Here is a 22,916-nt window from a genome sequence, read left to right as displayed (position 1 = left end):
ATTACTTTTTGAAGATGATCAGCCCATAGGGGCGATCGCAACCACCCCACCGCAGCTAAGCGCACTCAGCAAATTTTTTAGCTTTTTATTCAGCTTCTTTAGCAAGTTGAAGGAGTTCTAGCAGTGTTTGTTCATCCGGTAATTCTTTCATAATTATGTGCTTCTGAAATTGTTATTTCATGCAGGCGCTTTTGATATTTTTCTGCGATCGCATCGGCAAATTTACTCATTTCTCTCAGTTTTTCTTCAGCATCTTTAGTTAGTTCCAAAAGTTCAGTCATTGCTGCTTCTTGTTCTTGGGTCAAAGATGATTGTGTCACGGTAAGTTCTCCAAGCGATTGACAATCCTACTGACCCGTATTTTAGCTTCCATTATGCGCCCTTGCAACTCTGCCAAATCTTCTCCTGCTTCCTGAATTACCGAAGCTGGCACATTTTCCGGGGAAATACTCTCAACAGTAATCTGGATGCGCCTTCGGGAATTATCTACAAAGAATAGAGCATTATTGAGAGTAGCAAATGACCCGATTAATATTACATTATCTGGAAAACGAGATAAGATCGGTCTTGCTAAGTTCAGTCCTTCTGTTGCTTCTCGCTCAATCTGAGCTAATTCTTGGTTCAGTCTATCAATGAGAGCTTGGATTTCTGAGGGAATAGTGATCTTTGTCTTAATATTACTGTAAATTGGCATACTGAGTGAACTCGATCAGCATACCGCGACAAAAAGCGCCTTAGCTATCCACCCGTCATCGTTTTACATCTGCACGAATACCCAGATTTTCCCAGAAAAATGATGTTGTTGGTAAAGTGCGATATTTGGTCGTTGATGGAAAATGCGATCGCTACTACAACCCAGAAACCGGGTTTTTTTCCAGTGCAAGGGGCATTAGTAGGTTAAGCTACTCTATGCAAGTCGCTAAATTATATTGATGTTTTGCCTTGAGTAAATTACTTTTTGAAGAATATCAGCCCTTAGCTGCGATCGCAACCACCCCCACCGCAGCTAAACGCCTATTGCCCCTCACTCAGGCAATAGGTGCAACTCTCTGGGTGCCAGAATCTTTGGGAGGCGGGCAAGATGCCCACCCCACAAGAGGAGATGCCCACCCCACAACAAGGGTTTATACTGGTTCGCTGAAAGAACATCTATCTAATATTTGGCAGGAAAACCGGGGTTTTATTTTCTGTTTGGCAACTGGCGCAGTTGTGCGGTTGATTGCACCTCTGCTGGAGGATAAATCTCGCGATCCCGCTGTTGTAGTTATTGATGAAGCGGGTAAATTTGCGATCGCTTTGTGTAGCGGACACCAAGGCGGCGCTGATAAACTGGCAAATGCGATCGCACTCCAACTCAACGCCACACCAGTCATCACAGGTGCTTCCGCCGGATTGGGATTACCCGCCGTAGATACTTTAGGCGTTCCTTTTGGTTGGCATAAAGGTGACGGAGATTGGACAAAAGTAGCTGCTGCAATCTCCAGAGGGGAAGCAGTACAAGTAATTCAGGAAGTCGGTTCTACTTTGTGGCAATCTCATCTTCCCGAAGGACATCCATTTTATTTTGAAGGATCGTCGGAACAATTTCCTCCCTCCCTCTTATCCCCCCCAACATTGGGGGGGAAGGGGGGGCGTCCCCATGCCAGAATTTGGATTAGTTTTACACAGCGACAATTCGCACCAGAATCGGATTTTCCCAAAGTGCAATGGCATCCCAGAGTATTGTGGGTGGGGATAGGATGCGAACGAGGAACGCCGAAACAATTAATAGAAAAAGCGATCGAACAAGTGTTTCAGGCGAATCATTTGGCTTTGGGTGCGATCGCAGGTATTGCTACCATCGATATCAAAGCCGATGAAGTGGGATTAGTGGAAATTTGTCAAGAAAAAAAATGGCCTTTACGCACTTTTCCACCCGAAGTGCTGCGTTCCGTTACCGTTCCCAATCCTTCGGCGGTGGTAGAAGCAGAAGTAGGTACTCCCAGCGTAGCCGAAGCTGCTGCTATTTCTGCATCTGGTTGTCAAACATTGTTGATTAGAAAGCAGATTTTCCGAATGGAGATCCCCCCCCAACCCCCCCTTACGAAAGGGGGGGAGTCGGACCCCCCCTTGTTAGGGGGGAGGGAATCATCACAACCCCCCTTGTTAAGGGGGGCAGGGGGGATCGAACCGTCGCTGACCATAAAAGAAGGTAAAGCAGTAACAATAGCTATTGCCCTAGCGGAAAAAGAATATACCGATCGCATCGGTAAATTATTCCTAATTGGGACAGGCCCAGGACAATTAAATCAGATGACGCCAGCGGCTCAAACTGCGGTTAACCAAGCAGATGTTGCGATCGGTTATTCTCTCTATATCGATTTGATTTCCCCTCTCTTGCGTCCCGGTCAAATTGTCGAAGCTTTACCGATTACTCAGGAAGTGCAAAGAGCCAAACGCGCGATCGAACTTGCGAATTGGGGATTAACTGTAGCGGTTGTCTCGTCTGGAGATTGTGGCATTTACGGAATGGCTGGTTTGGTAATGGAGGAACTGCAAGCACAAGGTTGGGATGGTAAAATTCCTGGGGTGCAAGTGTTTCCTGGCATTACTGCATTGCAATCCGCTGCATCTCGCGTGGGTGCGCCTTTGATGCACGACTTCTGTGCAATTAGTTTAAGCGATTTGCTCACACCTTGGGAAGTTATTGAGAGGAGACTAAGAGCGGCGGCGATGGCAGATTTTGTGACTGCTTTGTATAATCCAAAATCGAAAACCAGAACCGAACAAATTGCGATCGCGCAAGCTATTTTTTTGCAATACCGCGATCCTAATACACCAGTTGCACTTGTCAGAGATGCCTATCGCCAAGATGAGCAGATAACTCTCACTAAACTGGATAAAATGCTGGAAGAGTGCATCGATATGCTGACAACTGTTATAATAGGTAACTCCAATACTCGCACCCACGCCGAATGGATGATTACTCCACGCGGTTACAAAATAAGCGAAGCGATCAAGTAGGTGGGCGTAAATAAACTGAACACCTAGAAACCCGGTTTCTTGAAGAAACCGGGTTTCTAACCCACATTCCGCTTTAGTTGTATTAATATAACTTAATAGCATTTTAGCTTAAAATTTTATTAAGTATAAAATTATTCAGCATTTTTTAAGTAGTATTAAATCTTATTATAAACCTTACAGAGACTCGTACTAAGTAAGAATACATAGGTGAATCGATGCCGGAATTTTTGCAAAGCTTTTTTGCTCAAGGGCCATTTATTCCACATGGCCATTGCTACCTTTGGAAGCCAGGATTGGTGTGGCTGCACATCGCGTCGGATAGTGCGATCGCGCTGGCATATTACTCCATCCCGATCCTGCTTTTCTACTTTGTCCAAAAGCGACGGGATTTGCCATATTCAGGCATATTCTTGTTATTTAGCGCTTTCATAATTTCTTGCGGCACAACCCACATTATGGAAGTGTGGACGCTTTGGCATCCCGACTACTGGCTATCCGGTTTTCTGAAAGCTTTCACCGCTGTACTATCCGGGTATACATCGATACGACTGGTGTCAATAATTCCCAAGGCACTGGCGTTACCGAGTCCCGCACAATTGGAAGTGGAGATCGGGGAACGCAAACTGGCAGAAGAGGCGCTGCAAAAAGCTTATGATGAGATGGAAAGCAGAATCCAAGAACGTACCGCCCAATTAAGCCAAGCGATCGAGCAATTGCAGAACGAAATTGCCCAAAAAGAGCGGACATCTCAAGAATTAAGAGCAAGCGAAGCGCAACGCAAACAAGCTATTGAAGAATTGCGAACCACCAACCAAACTTTGCAAACGCTAATCGCAGCTTCGCCATTAGCTATTACTACTATCAATAACGATGGAAATGTAACGATGTGGAATCCAGCGGCAGAGAGGCTTTTTGGCTGGAGCGAAATTGAGGTTTTGAATAAACCTTTGCCAATTATTCCTCCTGATCAACAGGAGGAGTTCGGCACCATACTTCAGACTGAATTGCAGGGCGAAGAACAGGTTGGTTTGGAATTACGCAGACAAAGAAAAGACGGTTCGCCAATCCATGTCAGCCTCTGGACAGCACCGTTGTTTGATGGCAATGGAGTTGTGACTGGTGGCATAGGTTTATTTGTTGACATCAGCGACAGAGTTCGAGCCGAACAAGCGCTGCGCGAGAGCCAACAACAGCTTATGGCAATTATGGATAACTCTCCAGCGGTTATCTTTGTAAAAGATATTGAAAGTCGATACAATCTGATCAACCGTCGGTTTGAAACTCTGTTCCATATTAACCGAGAGGAAATCAAAGGCAAGACACCATACGATATTTATCCGCATGAGATAGCTGATAAATTGCGGGCGAACGATCTTAAGGTATTCGCTGCTGGAACTTCTATCGAAAGTGAGGAAGTTGTTCCTCAAGACGACGGGCTGCATACGTATATTTCCGTCAAATTTCCTCTTTACAACAGTAGCGGCGTCCCTTATGCAATATGCTCCATTTCTACCGATATCACCGATCGCAAACGAGTTGAGGAAACATTGCGGGAAAGCGAGGAGCAATTCCGCATCACATTTGAGCAGGCTGCGATCGGCATCTGCCATTGCGGACTAAACGGTCAGTTTATCAAAGTGAATCAAAGGTTTTGCGACATCGTTGGTTACACCGAAGCGGAACTGGTCAAGCTCTCATTCGAGGATATTACCTATCCAGATGATATGATGGCCGACTTGACGCAGTTTCGATCGCTAATGACGGGTGAAATTCCAACTTACTCAATGGAGAAACGTTACCTGACTCCGTTAGGCAGGATTGTTTGGGTAAATCTCACTGTGTCGGTTGTACGTTCTCTAGCTGGAGAGCCGAAGTATGAAATTGCAGTAATTCAAGACATCAGCGATCGCAAACAAGCGGAGGAGGAACTCAAAAAATCTCTCAAGGACTCATCCGACCTCAAATCTGCTTTGGATCAAGCCGCTATTGTCGCTATCACTAACCGCCAAGGAAAAATCACCTACGTCAACGATAAATTCTGCGAATTATCTAAATATTCCAGAGAAGAAATAGTTGGACAAGACCATCGAATTATCAATTCGAGCTATCATTCCAAAGAATTTATCCTCAACCTGTGGACAACCATTAAAAACGGAAAAATTTGGAAAGGAGAAATTAGGAATAAAGCTAAAGATGGGAGTTTTTACTGGGTAAATACAACCATTGTCCCCTTGTTAGGTGAGGGAGCAAAACCTTGCCAATACTTGGCGATTCGCTTTGATATCACCGATCGCAAGCGAGCAGAAGAAGAACAACAAAAATTAATAGCCGTTATAGAAAGTTGCTCTGACTTTATTGGCATGGCCACGCTTGACGGGCATCCTATCTTTCTCAACGAGGCAGGTCAAAAGCTGGTAGGGATTGAGGGATTGGAAAAACTCAAGCAAAGTACGCTATTTGACTATTTTATGCCAGAAGATTTAGCCGAGTTTAGAGAGGAAATTCTACCAGTTGTGATGGAACAGGGACGCTGGCAAGGAGAGTTCCGCTTTAGAAACTTTAAGACGGGCAACAGCATACCAATTTATTCCAATGTCTTCAGTATCAAAGACTCTAAAACAAGTCAGCCGATAGCTATAGCTACGATTGTGAAAGATATTACCGAACAAAAGCGTGCTGAGTCTGAATTACGGCAAAGTGAAGCAAAATACCGAGAATTGGCGACTAGAGAAGCACTGCTCAACCGACTTGCCAGTCAAATTCGCAGTTCTTTAGACATCAACATTATTCTGGAAACAGCTGTGCAAGAGATTCGGAATATGTTGCAGATCGATCGCTGCGTGTTTATTTGGTATCGACCGGAAGAAGGAAAAAGTGAAGAAGAAAAATTGATTCATCCTTCCGGTAGCTGGGAATTTGTTCAGGAAGCTAGGAATTTAGCATTCCCCAGTTTGTTAGGTCACTCGGTTCGTGTGACAGCGCTTGGGTTATTGGCGATTAAGGTTTTTAATAAGGAAATAACTCGTGTGGACAATGCTAGAACTTTGACCGATCCAGTAGAGCGAAGATTATTTTTTAGCTTAAGCTACACGGCTTTATTGGCACTGCCAATACATACAAAATCCGGCGAAATTGGTATAGTTAGTTGCAGTCACTCTAGCGGTTCTCGACCTTGGCGCGATGCTGAAGTGGAACTGCTGCAAGCAGTTGCCGATCAATTGGCGATCGCGATCGATCAAGCCGAACTCTACAAACAAACTCGCATTGCTGCTGTGAAAGCCCAAGAGCAAGCGACCAAGCTAGAACAAACTCTGCGCGAACTTCAACAAACTCAAGCTCAACTCGTGCAAAGTGAAAAAATGTCCAGTCTGGGTCAACTGGTTGCTGGTGTCGCTCACGAAATTAACAATCCCGTTAACTTCATCTATGGCAATATTACCCCTGCCAAAGAGTATACCGAAGAATTGATCGATCTACTTCATCTCTACCAAGAAAATTATCCAAATCCCGTAATAGAAATTCAACAAGAAGCTGAAGCAATTGACTTGGATTTCATTAAAGTAGACTTGCCCAAAATCCTTGATTCGATGAAAATGGGGGCCGATCGCATCCGTGAGATTGTTTTATCCTTGCGAAACTTCTCGCGACTGGATGAATCCGAGACGAAAAAGGTGGACATTCACGAAGGGATTGATAGCACTCTGCTGATTTTGAAAAATCGTCTCAAAGCAAAAACGAATCGTCCAGAGATTCAAGTCATCAAAGAATACGGCAACCTGCCGCTAGTGGAGTGCTACGCCGGACAGCTAAATCAGGTGTTTATGAATATTTTGAATAATGCGATCGACGCTTTGGAAGAGGCAGCGGGGCAGGGGGGCAGCGGGGCAGAAGAGAAATCCCTAATCCAAAATCTAAAATCCAAAATCCAAAATCCGGAGATTCGCGTTTCTACAGAAATTAATGAGAGCGATCGAGCGATCGTTCGGATTGCCGATAATGGCCCAGGAATGACAGAAGAAGTACGGCAACGGATTTTCGATCCATTTTTTACAACTAAACCAGTAGGTTCGGGTACGGGTTTGGGAATGTCCATTAGCTACCAGATTATAGATAAGCATAAGGGCCAATTGGCGTGTATTTCAGCACCTGGGCAGGGTGCGGAGTTTGTCATTCAGATTCCGATTCAGCAGCAACGTTAGTTATGAATGCTAGCATACTTCGGGAATTGGGAGAGGAATACGGCGCACTTGCTAAACTAGAGATACTGGCTAACCATTTTAGATATAATAAAAGAAAAAAGCGCGATCAATTATGGTTGAAACTGTTGGAATTACCAAAGCGATTACTAATCTGAACGACATTCGCAGCAAGTTTAATCTCAGCGAGGCGACTGACCCCCAGTTTTTCACAGAATGGTATGAGGAGCTTCCTGAAATCGGCGAGAGCGAAAAACAATCACTGAATCGGCTTAAAAATCGATACCTCTATTATGCAGGAGAGGGGCCGATAACAGAAGGCACGGTCAATATTATTATGCTGTCTCCGCTTTTAGAATTAATGGGATTGTGCGATCCGCCTTTTAAGGTTCTGGGAGAGCAATATGTGAAGGTGGAAATTGAAGGGGGAGGCGAAGAGGAACCCATATTAGAAGGGTTTATTGATGCTTTGGTCGTGCGAAATAAACTTTGGGTGGTGTTAATCGAGTCGAAGCGCTATGGTTTTAGCGTTAGACAAGCTCTGCCGCAAACTTTAGCTTATATGATGGCAAATCCTACTTCAGAAATGCCAACTTTTGGGATGATAACAAATGGTGAGGACTATATTTTTATTAAGCTCAATAAACAGGTGCGTCAGTATGGTTTCTCAAATAAGTTTACTCTTTCTAACCCTCAGACTAACGAGCTATATGAAGTTATGCGGGTGATGAAGAGAATTATTGGTTTGGTTCTACAGTAAGGATAGGTATGGGCGATCGATCTTGACCCACAAGTATAATACGATCGGGAAGGAGATCGCAACCGTGAGTCTTTTGGGATGCTGCCAAATATAGAACGATGAGCTTATAGCCAAAATTGGCGATCGCCCTGCAACATACTCGGATAAATCCCGTTTAACCGCAAATAAGCCATGCGATCAGATCCATAAAGTGGCATCGGCAACCGAGGCGTTTGTAGCGATCCATGATGCAGTAACGTCAGTTTAAGAGTGGTTTCTACAACATCTTCAATTGATGCTTGATGTCCATCCTCATGCACTGTCAAACGTAGGGGACGAGCCAACCCAACCTTTTCAGAAACCTTAGTTGTCACTACAACTGCTTCACGAGAGGACAAACGAAACGCTAAGCCTTTTTCCGGTGCTGTGACAATTTTATGATTCAGGTTGTATAGTCGGGGAATACAAGACTTGCGACACTCCACCAAAATAAACTTAGCTTTAATTGCGTTTGCCCATTTCCTTAAATGCTCGACTTCTTGACCACAAAAAGAACCATCCCGATAAATCAAGGTAGTTTTGTCCCTCATTTCACCAGCGGGAAGCAATGTTTCTAGAAGTCGTTGAGGGATTTCTTCACCTTCAATTAAAGCATCTTCGATACGATAGCGAATAAACTTCCCTTGGGTATCATAAAGTCGCACACTAGCACAAGCATTAACTGTTCCGGGCAACCTTTCCTTGGATTCTCTGGAAACATCCAAACCAATGAAATAGTGAGCAATCTTTAAAGGTTCAGCCAGAATGAAAGGCAAATTTCCTAACTTCGCCAAAATTCCTGGAATCACTTGATTGAGTATTTGGCGGGGTTCAACACTGCTCAATGTATGGGCATAAATTACTTGGCTAGCAAGCTGACGGCGGAGCAAGCGTGAGTAAACCCAATAATACAGGCTGCCTCCGTCGTCCTTATCAGTGTTGCGATCGCTCTGAGGTAAAAATGTCAATACAATGTCAGTCGGAATTTCCATTAATTCATCAACCGATCTCTCTACTTCTGCTCTAGCATCAGCCCCTATCAAATTGTTAACCACTACTGCTTTTCTGGTAACTATCTCACTATTAAAACCATAGCTTTTTAAACGTTTAATAACTTCGTCTAAAAAATAATTTACACTTAAATCGCAAAGCTTTACAGCTGCAATGCGAATTGGTCTTGAGGGATCGCGATAATCATTGTGACGGCTATAAACACCACCGTTGCGTTCAGAGAGTCCCTTGAGAACATCTCCTCTTTTGCCAATGAATTTCTTTCCAAACTCCAGTGGTGTTTCATCAAGCGGCTTCAGCGGTTGCCAAAATAATTCTGGATATTGACGGCTGTTGATACTACGCTCCATTTGAAATCCATAAGCATCTAGAGCCATTTCAGCCGTTTGTTTGTAGGAAGCCAGGAGGTCTGTTCGTTCTTTATAACCAATCTTTGTCCCCTTAAGCAACTTTCCATAGTCTACTTCAAATCTGTCAGCTGTTTCAGATGTAACGCAGGGGCGAAGAAAGGCCATAGGATAGTCACGTTGCTCTCTGTTTCTGAACTGTACGGTAACTAGAGTTTGGTCGTCTGGAGCGTTCAATAAAGCTTTTTTGCTGCTTTCACGGTTTGCTTTCTTGATTAGTTTTTCTCTATGTTCACCCACATTCCCCGGAAAATTACTAATAGTACCGTAACTCCAATCAAATTCAATATCTCGAACTTTTAGACCTTTCAAAAGGGTTTTAAAGTTTTGCCGATAAGGATGATTTTCATAGAAATCTTCCAAATTGCTCCGATAGAGTAGACTGCTATGAACTGTTAAAGCCAGAGCAGGCTGTAAACTATTTGGCAGTTCGATAGTTTCTGGCCAATAATCTATTTCTCGCCTAACTTCAACCTTATTATCAGACAGAATTAGCGGTTCTTCAAATTTAGTTGTCCTCAAAACCTGAAAAGCTAGTTGCGCCTTGATAAAAGGTGTCAAGTGTCGCTGGCGCACCAATTGGACTGAGTAGTAGCGATCGCCAAAACCCTTTAATTTTTCTTGAACATCCGCTAGTATATCTTTCCACTTTTGTAGGGAAGGCAAGGATATATTCGGCATTCCCAGAGCATAGAAATATGGGTCATTCCAGATAACAACTATACTGGTTAATTCCCGACTGAAATGAAAACTCAAGCGGTTGCCATCCTTCCGTTCAATTTCAGGACTCAGCCGGAAGCACATGAAATTAGGCTGTGAGATGTCTAGCGGGAAAATCTCGCTCAAAAATGTGGGAGTTTGAGTAGCTTGAAAATTAGTCATGGCCTCACCTAAGAGACAGAAAATTCACAAATTGAGTTAAATGGGCAGTATTGGCAGTTAATACCCGAATTGGGTGGAAAGATTTGGGCAAAATCGTCTGGATTTTGCCTGTAACGTTTTTTTTCCAAGTCATGCAGCTGGGCTATCCGCGCTAACTCAATCTGGATGGCATTAAGCTGGGCAGCGGTTGCAGAAATTGGCTCTGACCACTTACCGGATTCCAAGTTATAAAATGAGGCAATAGCTTTAGAGTGCGGGTAGAGATAGTTAGCTGCCAGTAGGTAAACAAATCCCTGTCGGCGATCGAAGTCAGATTTACCCGTCTTGAAATCTAAAATGTGCAGTGTACCATCTGGCTCTGTAAAAATGCAGTCGATAGCAGCAAAAAAGTTGAAAATATAACTCCCCTGCTGGATAGTAATTGGTGTAGGAAATCCCTCATCCCCTCGGTTCAGATGAATGATTGTCTTTCCAACTAAAATTGGATTAGTCTGGTAATTTTTCAGAATTGAAATCACTCGCTCCTGAACTTCATCCGACTCTTGGTACAATTCCAAAATCTCTGCCACTCGCGCCACACCGTCTGACTGATTTAACAGGTAAGTCTCTTGATGAAATTCGTAGACGACCCTTTGCGCTAAATGACCAATCCGCTGGGGTGTGTTGTCTTGCTCTAAAAGAGCTGCAACAGATGGTTCTTTCTTTCGAGCCTTTTGGAAACCCCGCTTCATGTCACAATGCCAGCGTTCTTGGCCTACAGGTGGAGCAAATAAAGACCAAAGATTATAGCTGGCAAACGGTCGCCAAATAGTCTTCACTGTAATACTCCAGGAAGGGATAGTTGCAAATATTTTGTTGGATCTTTCCAGCCTTGCTGAATTGCCTCCTTTTTCAGTGCAGGTTTGATGAATTGCGGGGAAGCCGAAGACATCAAGATACTGGGGTAGACGGCATTACCCCAGCTAGGGTGAGTTATTATAGAGCAGTTACCAGTAGTGACTGGGAAGCCCAGTAACGCCGTAACTACAGCTGTGTCATCGTGAGGGATTTCTCCTCGACGTGAAAGCCAGGGATAACCATCGCGAGGATCTATCAGATCGGCCAAGAATCCTTGGTCGCGAAGATGGGAAACCACCGTGCAGCCAAAGCGCATGAACCTTTCCCGCAACCGATCTTTCTCTCTCTCGATGTGAGTTGCAGTCTCCCCTAGTGCAAATCGGGATTGCTGCAACACAACCACAACCCAGGCAACAGGCAAAGTCCAATCCGGTAAGACTCGCTCTAGGTTTTTAGACATGAACGAACTGGGTTGGTGAATAGAGATCTGAACTTCTTGCCCCGTTTCTGTGACTAGCTCGATTGGAGAGCTTTGCTGGAATGTATAAACTTTTGGAGAAGTCATAAGGTTCTATAGTGTTTTTGGGACTCTATGTTCTACATGATATCCGCCAAATCGACGCTTAATAGAAGTTGATTTTTTAGTCAAAGTTGCCTATTTAGTCAAGCTAATTGCTATTTTCTTTCGTAGTTTTAGGGTAAGATAGTACAAAAATACTAACTAAGAATATGAACCAAACAAGCTTCGGTAAAGTTATCCGAGACGCTCGTAACCAAAAGGGGTACAGTCAGAAAGAACTGGCGAAGGAAATCAACGTGCATTTTACCTACTTGTCGAAACTAGAAAACGATCGCCCTGACAACCCCCTCAACGAGGAATACATTCGATCTTTAGCACACCACTTGGATCTGGACGCCGAAGAGTTAACTTACCTCGCTGGTCGTATCCCCAAGCGTGATGAGGATTTTTTTAAGCAAAACCACAAGCAGATGCCTGCTTTATTCCGTCGATTGCAGGAAGATCCTAATTTTGCTCAAAAAGTCTTTCAGGAAGCTGCACAACCAGAAGATGAGGAGAACCAAAGTTGAGCGTAATCAAACCGCATCAATATTATCATAAGGAAGAAATTGAGAAGCAGGCCAATGACCTTCTCAGGCGGATGCAGGAAACGCCCAAGTTCTCTCCCAGATGGCCTTTAGATGTCACTCGTGTAGCAGACTTTCTGGATCTGGCTGTTGTTTGGGACAGCATACCTCCTGAAAACGGAGAGCCGATATCGGCTAGGATTCTGCCGTTAGAACGTCTAATTGAGATTAATGAAGATATTCTAAACCTATCCGAAGGATATGCAGCATCGACCATCGCCCATGAAATTGGTCACTGGGTACTTCATGTTGACCAAGATAAAGCTGATTGTCTTGTAGAACAGATGGAGCTAGGTCTACTAGATAATGAGTTAACTGTAGAGCCGTCCTTGTGCCGCCATACTAGCGTTGGGCTTAATAAAAGCAGTGTTAACAATCAGATTGATTGGAGGGAATGGCAAGCTCAGTATTTCGCTAGCTGTTTGCTAATGCCTCGACACATCTTGGAAAAGAAACGAGTGGGGCGTGATTTAACCAACTGGCGTCACCTATACGCAATGGCAGATGAGATTGGTGTGACAATATCTAATCTTACAAATCGATTACAAAACCTTGGCTGGATTCACATTCCTGAAGGGTCTCGGCAAATTTATCTGGGTAGTGCTGCACCCAGTCGAAAGAAGTCGAAAGAAATAGGCGTTGGGCTAGAGAGCGATCGCTCCTCATTCACTGAACTACCCATACTTGGATTTAATGAATATGGAGTTAATAATAATCATCATTGCGATCGTACTGATTTTTCAGTTTTTTAGAAGAAATCAGGATAGCGATTCTGGTTCTACCCCTGTTCGTAGCTATAGACGCCGGGATGGAACTCCCGTTCGATCGCACTACAGGCGTAAGCCAAGAAAGTAAGTAGATGATTAATAACCAATGGCCCGATCGCTCTAAATAGTTACGAATGGTTTAAAATTTTATTTCCTTATATAGCAACCGCCAAGGCGGTTAAGCCATAAATCTGGGGTAGGGGCGAAGCATTCGGGCATATAATTTATTGGTTAAAACCGAAGATTTACTACCCGAATGCTTCGCCCCTACTGCCCTAATCGCCTTGGCGGTTGCTATACAACCTCTGTTAATCAACTAAAACCTCTTCCGCCAAGAACGCAGAATACTAATAATTAACCACAACCCCAAAAAACTGGCAGCAGCAAATAAGCCCGTACTCAAAATAGATAGCTGACTCCCCTGCGCGTTAGCAGAGATAGTTGCCGCCCCCATAATCAGCGAACCAACCAAAATACTAAACGAAAGCCTATTAGCAGAATCATCCAAACTGCGGCGCAACGGCTCCAATTCTTTTATCGTTATATTCCATTTTAAAGTTTCCGAAGTCACCCGTTCTAACAATAACTCAACCTGGCGCGGAGATTCGAGCGACAAACTTTTGAGATCCAAAGCAGTTCTCAACAAAGTTTGCAGCGGATTATCTCCAAACAATTGCCTGCGGAATAAATCTGTCAGCAACGGCTTAACTTCGTCTAACAGGTTAATCCCTGGGTCGAATGTACGTCCAGCGCCCTCCAAATTGGCTATTGTTTTCGCATATAAACCCATATTGCTGGGCAATTTAATTTTATTGTCGCGGGCAATTTGCAGGACTTCATAAAATACCTGACTGAAGTTAATTTCCGACAAACTCCGGTTATAATACTTTCTTAGCATCCGGTCATAATCATTTTCCAACTTAGCCACATTGCCAAGCTGATTAGACTCCGATAGTTGCAGAGTTAACTGACTGCAACGTTGAGCATCAATATCCACAATTGCTAACATCATTTCCGTCAAAATTCCCTGAGTGCGCGGGTCTAAACGCCCGACCAAACCGCAGTCAAGCAAAGCAACTCGGCCATCTTTTAGATAAAATATATTGCCGGGATGCGGGTCTGCGTGAAAAAATCCATTAATAAAAATTTGCTGAATGAAAGCGCGGAATAAAAGTGTTGTTACCTGGCGTCGGTTTAGAGCCGTAGAAACACCGCCTTTACCATTATTTTCGCTTGTGAAAGTTGCTGACAAAAGCGGCACTCCATCCAGCCACTCTAAAACCAGTAACTTTTCCGTCGTAACATCCCAAAAAACTTCTGGTATTACCAATTGCTTGGGGTCAAACCAGCGACTGGTAGACATATTCCGCCGCAGTAGATCTGTGTAGCTAGCTTCTTTGGTAAAATCCAACTCATCCCGCAGCGCATTAGTAAATTCTTCGGCTAAGCCTTTGAAATCGTAGGTTTGACCGAAGTCGGTGCGAGCGGCTAAATCCGCTACACCCCGGATTAAACTGATATCTTGGTCAACAATAATATCAATTCCAGGACGTTGAACTTTTAATGCTACTTCTCGTCCATCTGCTAGCGTCGCTTTATGAGTTTGTGCGATCGAACCTGCGGCAACTGGTCTAGGATTGATAGAGGCAAAAATTTCTTCTAAAGGCTTTCGCAATGCCTGCCGCAGGACAACTTCGATATCTACCCAAGCAACTGGCGGCACATCATCTTGGAGAGTCGATAATTCTTCAATATATGATGATGGCAGCAAGTCGGGACGAGTACTCAGCAACTGTCCCAATTTGACATAAACGGGGCCTAATTCTATTAATATTTTCCGTAGAACTGCTGGCGGCGGTAACTGAGGTTCATCGGCTTTGCTACCAGTCAGCAACCGTCGCATATAGTCCCAGCCGTTGCGTAAGAAGACTTCGATAATATCGCGCTGACGAGAAACGTTTTGAGTTAAAAACATAGTTGGTAATAGTTATTAGTCAGTTGTCAGTTGTCAGTTGTCAGTTGTCAGTTATTGTTCACTGAAGGCTAATAATTTACCAGTGACCAATAACTAATATTGATAAGTGTTATTTGGGCTACAGATTTTTGGCTGCTGGATACTAGCAAGCGAAAAGGTCGGACACAGTTATGTTGTAGCTAAAAAAGCCACGATCGCGCATCTGCCAATAGTTTTACGTTTTACAACAAGTCGGTGAATTTGGGATCTTCTTGCAGTTTTTTGAGTACTTGCTTAATTTCCTGGGTGCGGTCTTTTTTGACAATTAGGGTGACGTTGCGATCGCGCACGATCACCACATCCTCCATCCCAATGGTAACAATCACCTCCGACTCATCGGCGGCGTAGAGAATTGCCCCCTTGGTATCCAAACCCACGTGGGTAGCCAATTCCACATTCTGCTTATCCCCTTTCAGCAAACGTTCGATCGCATTCCAATCCCCCAAATCGTCCCAGCCAAAAGCAGCCGGTAACACATACGCCAGGTTCGTTTTCTCCATCAAAGCGTAATCGATACTCTTTTTCGGCAACTGGGAATAAGCAATTACGCCTTTTTCTTCTAGGGGATTGATAATTTCCGGTGCGTGGGTACGGAGTTCTTTTAGCACCACCCCAGCGCGAAACACGAACATCCCGCTATTCCAGCTAAAACGACCTGTTGCTAGAAACGCTTCTGCTGTATTGCGATCGGGTTTTTCCGTAAACCGACTCACCTGGTAAGCAGGTAATTCCCCAAACGTGCCGATTTGTTCCCCTTGTTCAATATAGCCATAGCCAGTAGACGCATAGCTAGGCTTAATCCCCAAAGTTACGATCGCATCTTTATCTGCGGCTAGTTGAGTCGCGGCGGCGATCGTTTCTTGAAAAGCCGCCTCATCTGCAATCCAGTGATCTGCCGGAAAAAAGCCCACTACAGCGTTCTCGCCATAGCGTCTGGCAATTTCCAGCGTTGTCCAAGCTACAGCTGGCGCGGTGTCGCGTCCCTCCGGTTCTACCAGCAGATTGTCAGCTGGGAGTAGGGGTAATTGCGATCGTACCCCATCAGCCAGCTGACTGGACGTACAAACCCACAATTTCTCCCAGACGCCTGCAAGTGCCAAAAGTCGGTCTGATGTCGCTTGCAGAAGGCTTTTGCCGCTTCCATCTAAACTTAAAAACTGCTTGGGCCGATGCTTGCGGCTGAGGGGCCAGAAGCGTTCGCCTTTGCCACCAGCAAGGATAACGGGTATTAAGGAGTTACTCATCACTTCTTTCTAAGCTGCTACGCCCTATCCTACAAGGTTTATACTGCTTCAGCATAAAACCTCAAGTTATAATCTCGTTGACTTGTGTGTACAGAACGATACACTCAAGCTGTGGATTTTCTGGTGTGGTAGGAGTGTTACGAGTGTTAGACGGAGTAGAATCGATTAACAGTGGGTCAGAATCTCAACCATCTAATTTTTCTCAAAAATCTCAAGAGTATTCTGGGACAGTTTTTAGACAGCTGCAAGGCTTGACAGGTCGTTTGCTGCATACCTTCAAGCGTCCTCCCATGCCCAGGTGGTTGTTTTGGAGTTTGGCTTTAGTTGCCACAACGACGGTTTCTGCTACCTTGGGGGCAACTGTGGCGCTGCTTGCACCCCTGTCGCAGCAAATGCTTCAGGATCGAAGTTTGTCGCTGCACGAGTTATGGCGCAACGCTTTTGTGTATCGCCTGTCACGACCTGTCAATATTTTAGTGATGGGGATCGATCGCGTTCCCGATGTATCGTCAGACTCAGCCGCCAGCATGAACGGTCGCAGCGATACGATGTTGTTGTTACGAATAGATCCCAAAGACAATTCGGTCAAAATGCTTTCGATTCCACGAGATACTCGTGTAGAAAATACCGAATTGAGTATCAAAAAAATCAACCAAGCCAATGCTGATGGTGGCCCCGCTTTGGCCGCAAAAATTGTCAGCAATACGCTTAATGATGCGCCGATCGATCGTTACATTCGCGTCACTGCTGATGCTTTTCGAGAATTGGTAGATCTTGTGGGCGGTGTGGAAGTATTTGTTCCCTATAAAATGCAATATGTGGACGAAACTCAGCATCTAAAAATTGATTTGGAACCGGGGTGGCAAACTCTGAATGGAGAACAAGCTGAGCAGTTTGCGCGGTTCCGCCACGATGATAAGGGCGATATAGGTAGGGTACAGCGACAGCAGTTTTTGGTGAAGGCTTTGCAGTCACGTCTGACGAGTCCAACTATGTTACCCCGCTTGCCTCAAATGATGCGGGTAGTGCAAAGATACGTTGACACTAATATCAGTTTGGAAGAAATGCTGGCATTGGCGAATTTTGCCCTTAAGCTGGATAAAACAGATATCAAAATGGTGATGTTGCCCGGTCGTTTCAGCGATCCAAAGGAATATAGCGCTAGCCACTGGGTTATGGATAAAGCTGGGCGCGATCGCATCATGCACGACTATTTCGGCGTCGTTTCAAAGGATATTGCAAAAGATGCCACACCTTCGCAAAAACCTATTCGCATTGCCATTCAAAATGCTTCCGGTAAACCTCAAATGAGTCATCACGTTGCCGACTATTTGAAAAGTTTGGGCTTCCGCAATATCTACCTAGTAAAGGATTGGCCTCAAGCGGAACATCGAACTCAAATTATTGTCCAACAAGGGGATTTAAAAGCAGCCGAAAGACTCAAAACTGCTTTGGGTTGGGGAAATGTTGAGGCGGCTTCTACTGGTGATATAGAATCGGATTTGACGCTTCGCGTGGGTGAAGATTGGCTTGATTCTTTGACTGGTAATTGAATTATACTGAGAGTCTGCACTTTTCTGTAAAAAGAGGCGGAGCCTCTTAAAATTCGTGACCGGGTTCAACCTGGTCACGAGAAATAAATTTATGTATTTGGTACGTTGTTGCGCTTTAGCGCTAAAGCGCAACAACGTACCAATAATGAGTGATACCAAATCCGGGTTTGTTACCCCCTTTAATTTTTTGCCTAAAGATGGTAGAGACGTTTCATGAAACGTCTCTACCATCTTGAGACATAAAGGGGGTAATCGTTGCGGATTTGGTATGAGATCGTCAAATTTTCTGTTGTCATTGGTGGTTAAATTTTTACCGCAGATGAAGATAGATGAACGCAGATAAACGCAGATAAGAATAATCACACTATTTTTTTAGGTAACCGATGCTACCCGACATGATATGATTTATTTGCGCCTACCTACTTTTCACAACGGTTCTGGCTCGATTCCCATTTCTCTCAATCGAGCTAATAAGGATTGCGATCGCGATCGCTCCTGTTCTAGCAATGCTTCGGCCTCCAGGGCGCGTTGTCGTTCCTCCAGGGCGCGTTGTCGTTCCTCCTGAGCGCGTTCTTCTGACCACAATAGGATATTCCCTTGTGCATCCCACCATCGCAGCCAGTAGCCTGTTCTGCCTTCGTGGGTTCCCTCCCAGACTCCCAGAAATAAGTCTAATCCGGGAATCCAATAATGCCCAGACTCATCTGGCGTTTGACGTTGATAACGCTCCGACTCTAAACTATAAACCTCAACACGCCCCGTATTTGGTCGGAAAATAACATAACGGGGAACTTGAATTACTCGCTCATAAAAGAACCACTTCCCTACACCCTCACTAGACTCGACCGAATATTCTTCCCCATAGGTAGCAGACAGAAACTCCATTACCACTTGAGGAATAATTCCTTGTATATGTGGCGTGTAACTGCGACGAGGTTGGCTTGATTGCCAAGGTTGCACTGGTCGCACATACATCCAATCGGGTGCTTTGCAAATAATTCGATCGTCAATAGCAGCACACAAAGCAAAATTAGAAACAATCAGCGCGTCTTCGCAGAGTTCGGGAAATGCGATTAAAGGCTGACGCAGTGCAGCTGCGAGTAAAGGCTGGTCGGTATTTTCCACTGGGTCGTCGGGTAGTATGAAGTCATCTGGCAATAGGGGCCAGCTAATCGACAGTTGTGGGACTGGTGTTTGAGCTAGAGTCTGCATTATCTCACCTCACTGTCGCCTATACTTAAACAGTTAATATATATCTTAGCCCAATGCTGTGCGAACATTAATATATAACTCTCGATTTATTCCCATCTTAGCTATGCTTTCACAGTTTCCCATTACCGTAAAAACAATTTGGCAGCGTTTCTTAGCTCTAATTATAATGTTGAGTCTGGCATTTTTGTGGATAATTCTGGGTGCAACACCTGTCGCTTTTGCACAGGCAAATACAGTTAATTACACCAAAACGAATCTAGAATATCGCGATTTTTCCAACACTGACTTAAAGGGTACAGTTTTTGCTGCTGCCCAAATGCGGGGGGTAAACTTACAGGGGTCAGACCTAACCAATTCTATTTTGACACAAGCAATTTTATTCGAGGCGGATTTAGCAGGTGTTAACCTTACGGGTGCATTAGCAGATCAAGTGATATTCAATAACGCCAACTTGACTAATGCCATTTTCCGAGAAGCGCTGATGATTAGCACAAGATTCAACGGTGCGATCGTCACTGGGGCTGATTTTACGGATGCGCTGATCGATCGCGCTCAGGTGAGACAGATGTGCCAGCGTGCAGATGGTGTCAACCCAATTACCGGCGTTTCGACGCGGGATAGTTTAGGATGCCCCTAACAGCCCTTAGAAACCCGGTTTCTTGGAGAAACCGGGTTTCTAGGTGTTCAGTTTATTTACGTCCACAATATAGCAACCGATGAGTCGGTTAAGACGTACTAAAACGCTAGAATCAATTCACAGAAAGCATTTCACTTTTGACTTTTGAATGAGTGACTTTTGACTTCCACAATATCTACTGCATCTGCCAAAGCACTTGCCGCAACACATCTGGCGGCACTTGATCCGTGACAGTTGCAGCACCAATTTGAGTAGGCAGAACAAATCGCACTTTACCTGCCTTCACTTTTTTATCAGTTTGCAGCGAATCTATAATCTCTTCTACGTCCAAACCGACAGGTAATTTAGTAGGTAATCCTGTTTTTTGAATTAGGGCATTTTGACGTTCCGCTGCTGCTTTATTCCATAAGCTAATATCAACAGCCAACTGACCTGCTGCTACCATACCAATAGCGACCGCTTCACCGTGATTGACTATCTTGTAGCCAGTCAAACTTTCCACCGCATGACCGATCGTGTGACCGTAATTCAGCAGCGCCCTTAGACCAGCTTCTTTTTCATCTTTTCCTACCACAATTGCCTTGGCTTGGCAAGAATGGGTAAGAATAATTTGCAACATTCCCTCATCCAGGTAGCGAAGTTGGTCGAGGCGGGTACATCCTTCCAGTTTGCTAAACAAATCGGCATCCCAAATGACGCCGTACTTAATCACTTCTGCCATGCCAGCGCGAAACTCTCGCGGCGGCAGGGTTTTCAGCACTTGGGGGTCTATTAAAACCAGTCGCGGTTGATGGAATGCGCCAATCAGGTTTTTGCCTTTGGGATGATTGACGCCTGTTTTGCCTCCAATAGAGGCATCAACCATTGCTAGCAGGCTGGTTGGCACCTGTACAAAGTTAATGCCTCGCAGCCAGCTTGCAGCGGCAAAGCCCGTCATATCGCCAATTACGCCGCCACCTAGCGCCACCATTGTTGATGAGCGTTCCAGGCGGTTTTCTAGGGCGGCATCGAAAATCTTTTGTAGGGAGGTAAGGGTTTTGTAGCGTTCGCCTGGGGGGAGGATACAACTGGTGATTTCAAAGCCTGCGGTGGTGAGGGATGCGATCGCTCTTTCACCATAACGCTTAAAAATAGCGGGATTGGAGACAATCAAGACTTTCTTTCCCAGATTCAGGGGCTTGCTTTCCTCTCCACTCATCCAAGCACCGAGTTTGTCTAGGCTACCAGTAGCGATCGCAATTTCGTAAGAATTCTGCGGTAAATTAACATGAATAACGGATTGCATTGTCAAACCCTGACCAAGTAGAGGAATAAAAATGTCTGGAGCATTATCTTACGTCGTGCTTTTGGGTGGTGCCTACGGTGTTGCGATCGGTCTTTTCCTGACTTTAAGAGCCGTCAAGCTAATTTAGGGGCTAGGGGCTAGGGGCTAGGGACTAGGGAAGAGGGAAGAAGGGAAAAAGGGAAGATTTTAGATTTCAGATAACAAAATTGAAATTCAATTCTTTAAATCTAAAATCTAAAATTCCCCTAGCCCCTAGCCCCTAGCCCCTAGCCCCTCTCTTTCCCTAGCCCCTACAATGGCTGGTTGCGATCGCAATCTTGTCTCTTCTTCTGCCAGATATTCAGCCAATTGCGCTTCAATCTGGTCGCGCACAATTTGGCGATACTCCATAAAATGCTCGTTGTGAGCGCACACAGTCAGGTAATGATCCCAAACGCCGGGATTGCGCTTGATGATACTAAACAGGTGATGCCAGAACTTCCAGCGAGTCTGGCGTTTGACACCCTGACGCCAGCAGACAATCGACAGCGCTCGCAAATCCAACCAGCTTGGCATTTTGAAAGGAGCCTTGCACACCGGCGCACCCAGCATCAAGAAATGCCGGTAGGTGCGATCCAAATAGCGTTCTGGATCGTACAAATCCCAGAATGCCTGGATGTACTCCCTCGCCATTTCTTCTAAAGGTCGGGTCGGGATAAAGTTCATCAAAGTAGCTTGATTGATGTTACCATCCTTGCGGAGCAGGCGGCCCTCTTTTTCTAGCCGATGCCAGAGTGCTGTATCTGGGAGAGCCTGCAACATTCCGAACAAAGCTGTGGGAATAGCGGTTTTCTCTACAAAGCGGACAATGCGATCGCCCGCACCGGCTTTTTCCCCATCAAAACCAATAATAAATCCAGACATCACCCGCAATCCAGCCCGTGCGATCGTCTCCACAGCATCGCTGAGAGAGTTCCGGTTATTTTGGAATTTCTTGGTCAGTTGCAAGCTTTCTTCATCAGGCGTTTCAATTCCCAGAAACACCGCATTAAAATTGCACTCAACCATCATCTGCATCAGTTCTGGGTCTTGTGCAAGGTCAACCGATGCTTCCGTATTGAACACAAAGGGATATTTATGTTCCGCTTGCCAGACTTTTAACTCCTTCATGAATAACTTGACATTGCGCTTATTGCCAATGAAGTTGTCATCCACCATAAACACAGTGCGACGCCACCCCAGTTTGTAGAGATAATCCAACTCAGCGAGGAGTTGCGCTGGTGTCTTAGTCCGGGGTTTGCGACCGTATAGGACAATAATGTCGCAAAATTCGCACTGAAAAGGACACCCCCGCGAAAATTGTACCGACATCGAATCATAAGCGTCCAAATCCAGCAACTCGTAGCGGGGAGTAGGGGTATCCGTCACAGATGGTTTCTCACCGTTAGCGTGGAATTTTCCACTTTGTTCGCCCCGTTGAATTGCCTCCACAAACATCGGCAGAGTGATTTCCCCTTCATCTAAAATCAGATAATCTGCACCCGCTTCTTCTGCTTCATGAGGTAAAGCCGTCGGATAAGGGCCACCCACGGCGACTCGTTTACCGCGTCTGTTCGCTTCCTGGATTTGAGCGAGAAAATCTTTTTTCTGGACGATCATCGCAGAGATAATCACCACATCAGCCCATTCCCACTCTGCCTCAGTCACAGGTCGAATATTGCGATCGACCAATTTAAACTCCCATTCTTGCGGCAATATAGCCGCTACCGTCACCAAACCCAAAGGCGGTAGCAACACTTTGCGATCGACTAATTCCAAAATCTTTTCGTAAGACCAAAATGTTTTCGGAAACAGAGGATAAAGCAGTAAAACCCGCATTGAATATTGCTCCTCACTAGATAGGATTGATAGATTGTCTAAATGACTCAAGCCTAGCGCGTTATTGTTTCAAGTCTGCTCCGAAAA

At 45.0% G+C, this 22,916-nt stretch carries 17 protein-coding genes and 1 pseudogene; 8 read left to right on the top strand and 10 right to left on the bottom strand.

Annotated elements, in window-relative coordinates:
* Nucleotides 1-131: 131 nt before the first annotated feature.
* Together LAY41_RS17825 and LAY41_RS17820 are read right to left on the bottom strand one after the other, a co-directional pair.
* On the bottom strand, nucleotides 132-320 hold the full coding sequence (locus tag LAY41_RS17825) for a hypothetical protein (RefSeq protein WP_249100809.1): 189 nt from the start codon (nucleotides 318-320) through the stop codon (nucleotides 132-134).
* On the bottom strand, nucleotides 317-694 hold the full coding sequence (locus LAY41_RS17820; protein ID WP_249100805.1) for a hypothetical protein: 378 nt from the start codon (nucleotides 692-694) through the stop codon (nucleotides 317-319). The genes LAY41_RS17825 and LAY41_RS17820 overlap by 4 nt, the downstream gene beginning before the upstream one ends.
* A gap of 248 nt (nucleotides 695-942) precedes the next feature.
* On the opposite strand from LAY41_RS17820, the gene cobJ reads away from it, so the two are divergent.
* The 3 genes from cobJ (at nucleotide 943) to LAY41_RS17805 (ending at nucleotide 7,959) form a co-directional block, all read left to right on the top strand.
* Nucleotides 943-3,003: a precorrin-3B C(17)-methyltransferase gene (gene cobJ / locus LAY41_RS17815; protein ID WP_249100802.1), complete on the top strand. Its 2,061-nt coding sequence runs from the start codon at nucleotides 943-945 to the stop codon at nucleotides 3,001-3,003.
* A 215-nt stretch (nucleotides 3,004-3,218) separates the two neighbouring features.
* On the top strand, nucleotides 3,219-7,202 hold the full coding sequence (locus LAY41_RS17810; protein WP_249100799.1) for a PAS domain S-box protein: 3,984 nt from the start codon (nucleotides 3,219-3,221) through the stop codon (nucleotides 7,200-7,202).
* A gap of 112 nt (nucleotides 7,203-7,314) precedes the next feature.
* Entirely contained in the window at nucleotides 7,315-7,959 is a 645-nt protein-coding gene (locus tag LAY41_RS17805) for a type I restriction endonuclease (protein ID WP_249100796.1), read from the top strand.
* Between the two features lie 104 nt (nucleotides 7,960-8,063).
* Here LAY41_RS17805 and LAY41_RS17800 read toward each other — a convergent pair whose 3' ends face one another.
* The 3 genes from LAY41_RS17800 to LAY41_RS17790 are packed head-to-tail and all read right to left on the bottom strand — an operon-like array spanning nucleotide 8,064 to nucleotide 11,679.
* Nucleotides 8,064-10,277, bottom strand: coding sequence for a Piwi domain-containing protein (locus LAY41_RS17800; protein WP_249100792.1), 2,214 nt, complete (start codon nucleotides 10,275-10,277; stop codon nucleotides 8,064-8,066).
* Nucleotides 10,278-10,285: 8 nt separating this feature from the next.
* On the bottom strand, nucleotides 10,286-11,095 hold the full coding sequence (locus LAY41_RS17795) for a PD-(D/E)XK nuclease family protein (RefSeq protein ID WP_249069611.1): 810 nt from the start codon (nucleotides 11,093-11,095) through the stop codon (nucleotides 10,286-10,288).
* Nucleotides 11,092-11,679: a methylmalonic aciduria and homocystinuria type D protein gene (locus LAY41_RS17790; protein WP_249100789.1), complete on the bottom strand. Its 588-nt coding sequence runs from the start codon at nucleotides 11,677-11,679 to the stop codon at nucleotides 11,092-11,094. Before LAY41_RS17790 ends, LAY41_RS17795 begins: the two co-directional genes overlap by 4 nt.
* 164 nt (nucleotides 11,680-11,843) lie before the next feature.
* On the opposite strand from LAY41_RS17790, the gene LAY41_RS17785 reads away from it, so the two are divergent.
* Complete coding sequence (locus tag LAY41_RS17785; protein ID WP_249069613.1) at nucleotides 11,844-12,203, top strand: helix-turn-helix domain-containing protein; 360 nt, start codon at nucleotides 11,844-11,846, stop codon at nucleotides 12,201-12,203.
* A pseudogene (locus LAY41_RS17780) lies at nucleotides 12,200-12,865 on the top strand (ImmA/IrrE family metallo-endopeptidase); the annotation flags it as partial. The gene LAY41_RS17785 and the pseudogene LAY41_RS17780, both read left to right, overlap by 4 nt.
* A gap of 478 nt (nucleotides 12,866-13,343) precedes the next feature.
* Here the strand turns inward: LAY41_RS17780 and LAY41_RS17775 are convergent.
* Together LAY41_RS17775 and LAY41_RS17770 are read right to left on the bottom strand one after the other, a co-directional pair.
* Nucleotides 13,344-15,002, bottom strand: a complete 1,659-nt coding sequence (locus tag LAY41_RS17775; RefSeq protein ID WP_249100786.1) for an ABC1 kinase family protein — start codon at nucleotides 15,000-15,002, stop codon at nucleotides 13,344-13,346.
* A gap of 221 nt (nucleotides 15,003-15,223) precedes the next feature.
* Complete coding sequence (locus tag LAY41_RS17770; protein ID WP_249100784.1) at nucleotides 15,224-16,285, bottom strand: mannose-1-phosphate guanylyltransferase; 1,062 nt, start codon at nucleotides 16,283-16,285, stop codon at nucleotides 15,224-15,226.
* A 143-nt stretch (nucleotides 16,286-16,428) separates the two neighbouring features.
* On the opposite strand from LAY41_RS17770, the gene LAY41_RS17765 reads away from it, so the two are divergent.
* Nucleotides 16,429-17,838, top strand: a complete 1,410-nt coding sequence (locus tag LAY41_RS17765; protein ID WP_249100781.1) for an LCP family protein — start codon at nucleotides 16,429-16,431, stop codon at nucleotides 17,836-17,838.
* Between the two features lie 426 nt (nucleotides 17,839-18,264).
* Here the strand turns inward: LAY41_RS17765 and LAY41_RS17760 are convergent, their stop codons facing one another.
* Nucleotides 18,265-19,050 (bottom strand): Uma2 family endonuclease, encoded by a 786-nt coding sequence (locus tag LAY41_RS17760; RefSeq protein ID WP_249100778.1) that lies wholly within the window; start codon nucleotides 19,048-19,050, stop codon nucleotides 18,265-18,267.
* Nucleotides 19,051-19,108: 58 nt separating this feature from the next.
* Between LAY41_RS17760 and LAY41_RS17755 the strand changes: the two genes are divergently transcribed.
* The gene (locus LAY41_RS17755; protein ID WP_338023005.1) at nucleotides 19,109-19,687 is read left to right on the top strand and encodes a pentapeptide repeat-containing protein; all 579 of its coding nucleotides are present in this window, start codon (nucleotides 19,109-19,111) and stop codon (nucleotides 19,685-19,687) included.
* 175 nt (nucleotides 19,688-19,862) lie between these two features.
* On the opposite strand, the gene aroB is transcribed toward LAY41_RS17755, so the two are convergent.
* Nucleotides 19,863-20,972, bottom strand: a complete 1,110-nt coding sequence (gene aroB, locus LAY41_RS17750; protein ID WP_249100776.1) for a 3-dehydroquinate synthase — start codon at nucleotides 20,970-20,972, stop codon at nucleotides 19,863-19,865.
* A gap of 31 nt (nucleotides 20,973-21,003) precedes the next feature.
* Between aroB and petL the strand changes: the two genes are divergently transcribed.
* A complete protein-coding gene (petL, locus tag LAY41_RS17745) occupies nucleotides 21,004-21,099 on the top strand; it encodes a cytochrome b6-f complex subunit PetL (protein ID WP_249100773.1) in 96 nt (31 codons plus the stop codon).
* A 125-nt stretch (nucleotides 21,100-21,224) separates the two neighbouring features.
* On the opposite strand, the gene LAY41_RS17740 is transcribed toward petL, so the two are convergent.
* On the bottom strand, nucleotides 21,225-22,829 hold the full coding sequence (locus LAY41_RS17740; RefSeq protein WP_249100770.1) for a B12-binding domain-containing radical SAM protein: 1,605 nt from the start codon (nucleotides 22,827-22,829) through the stop codon (nucleotides 21,225-21,227).
* Nucleotides 22,830-22,916: the final 87 nt, after the last annotated feature.

Source organism: Argonema galeatum A003/A1, assembly GCF_023333595.1.
GTDB lineage: Bacteria > Cyanobacteriota > Cyanobacteriia > Cyanobacteriales > Aerosakkonemataceae > Argonema > Argonema galeatum.
The sequence above is the reverse complement of the archived record's forward strand: the minus strand, read 5'-3'. Positions and strand labels throughout refer to the sequence as shown.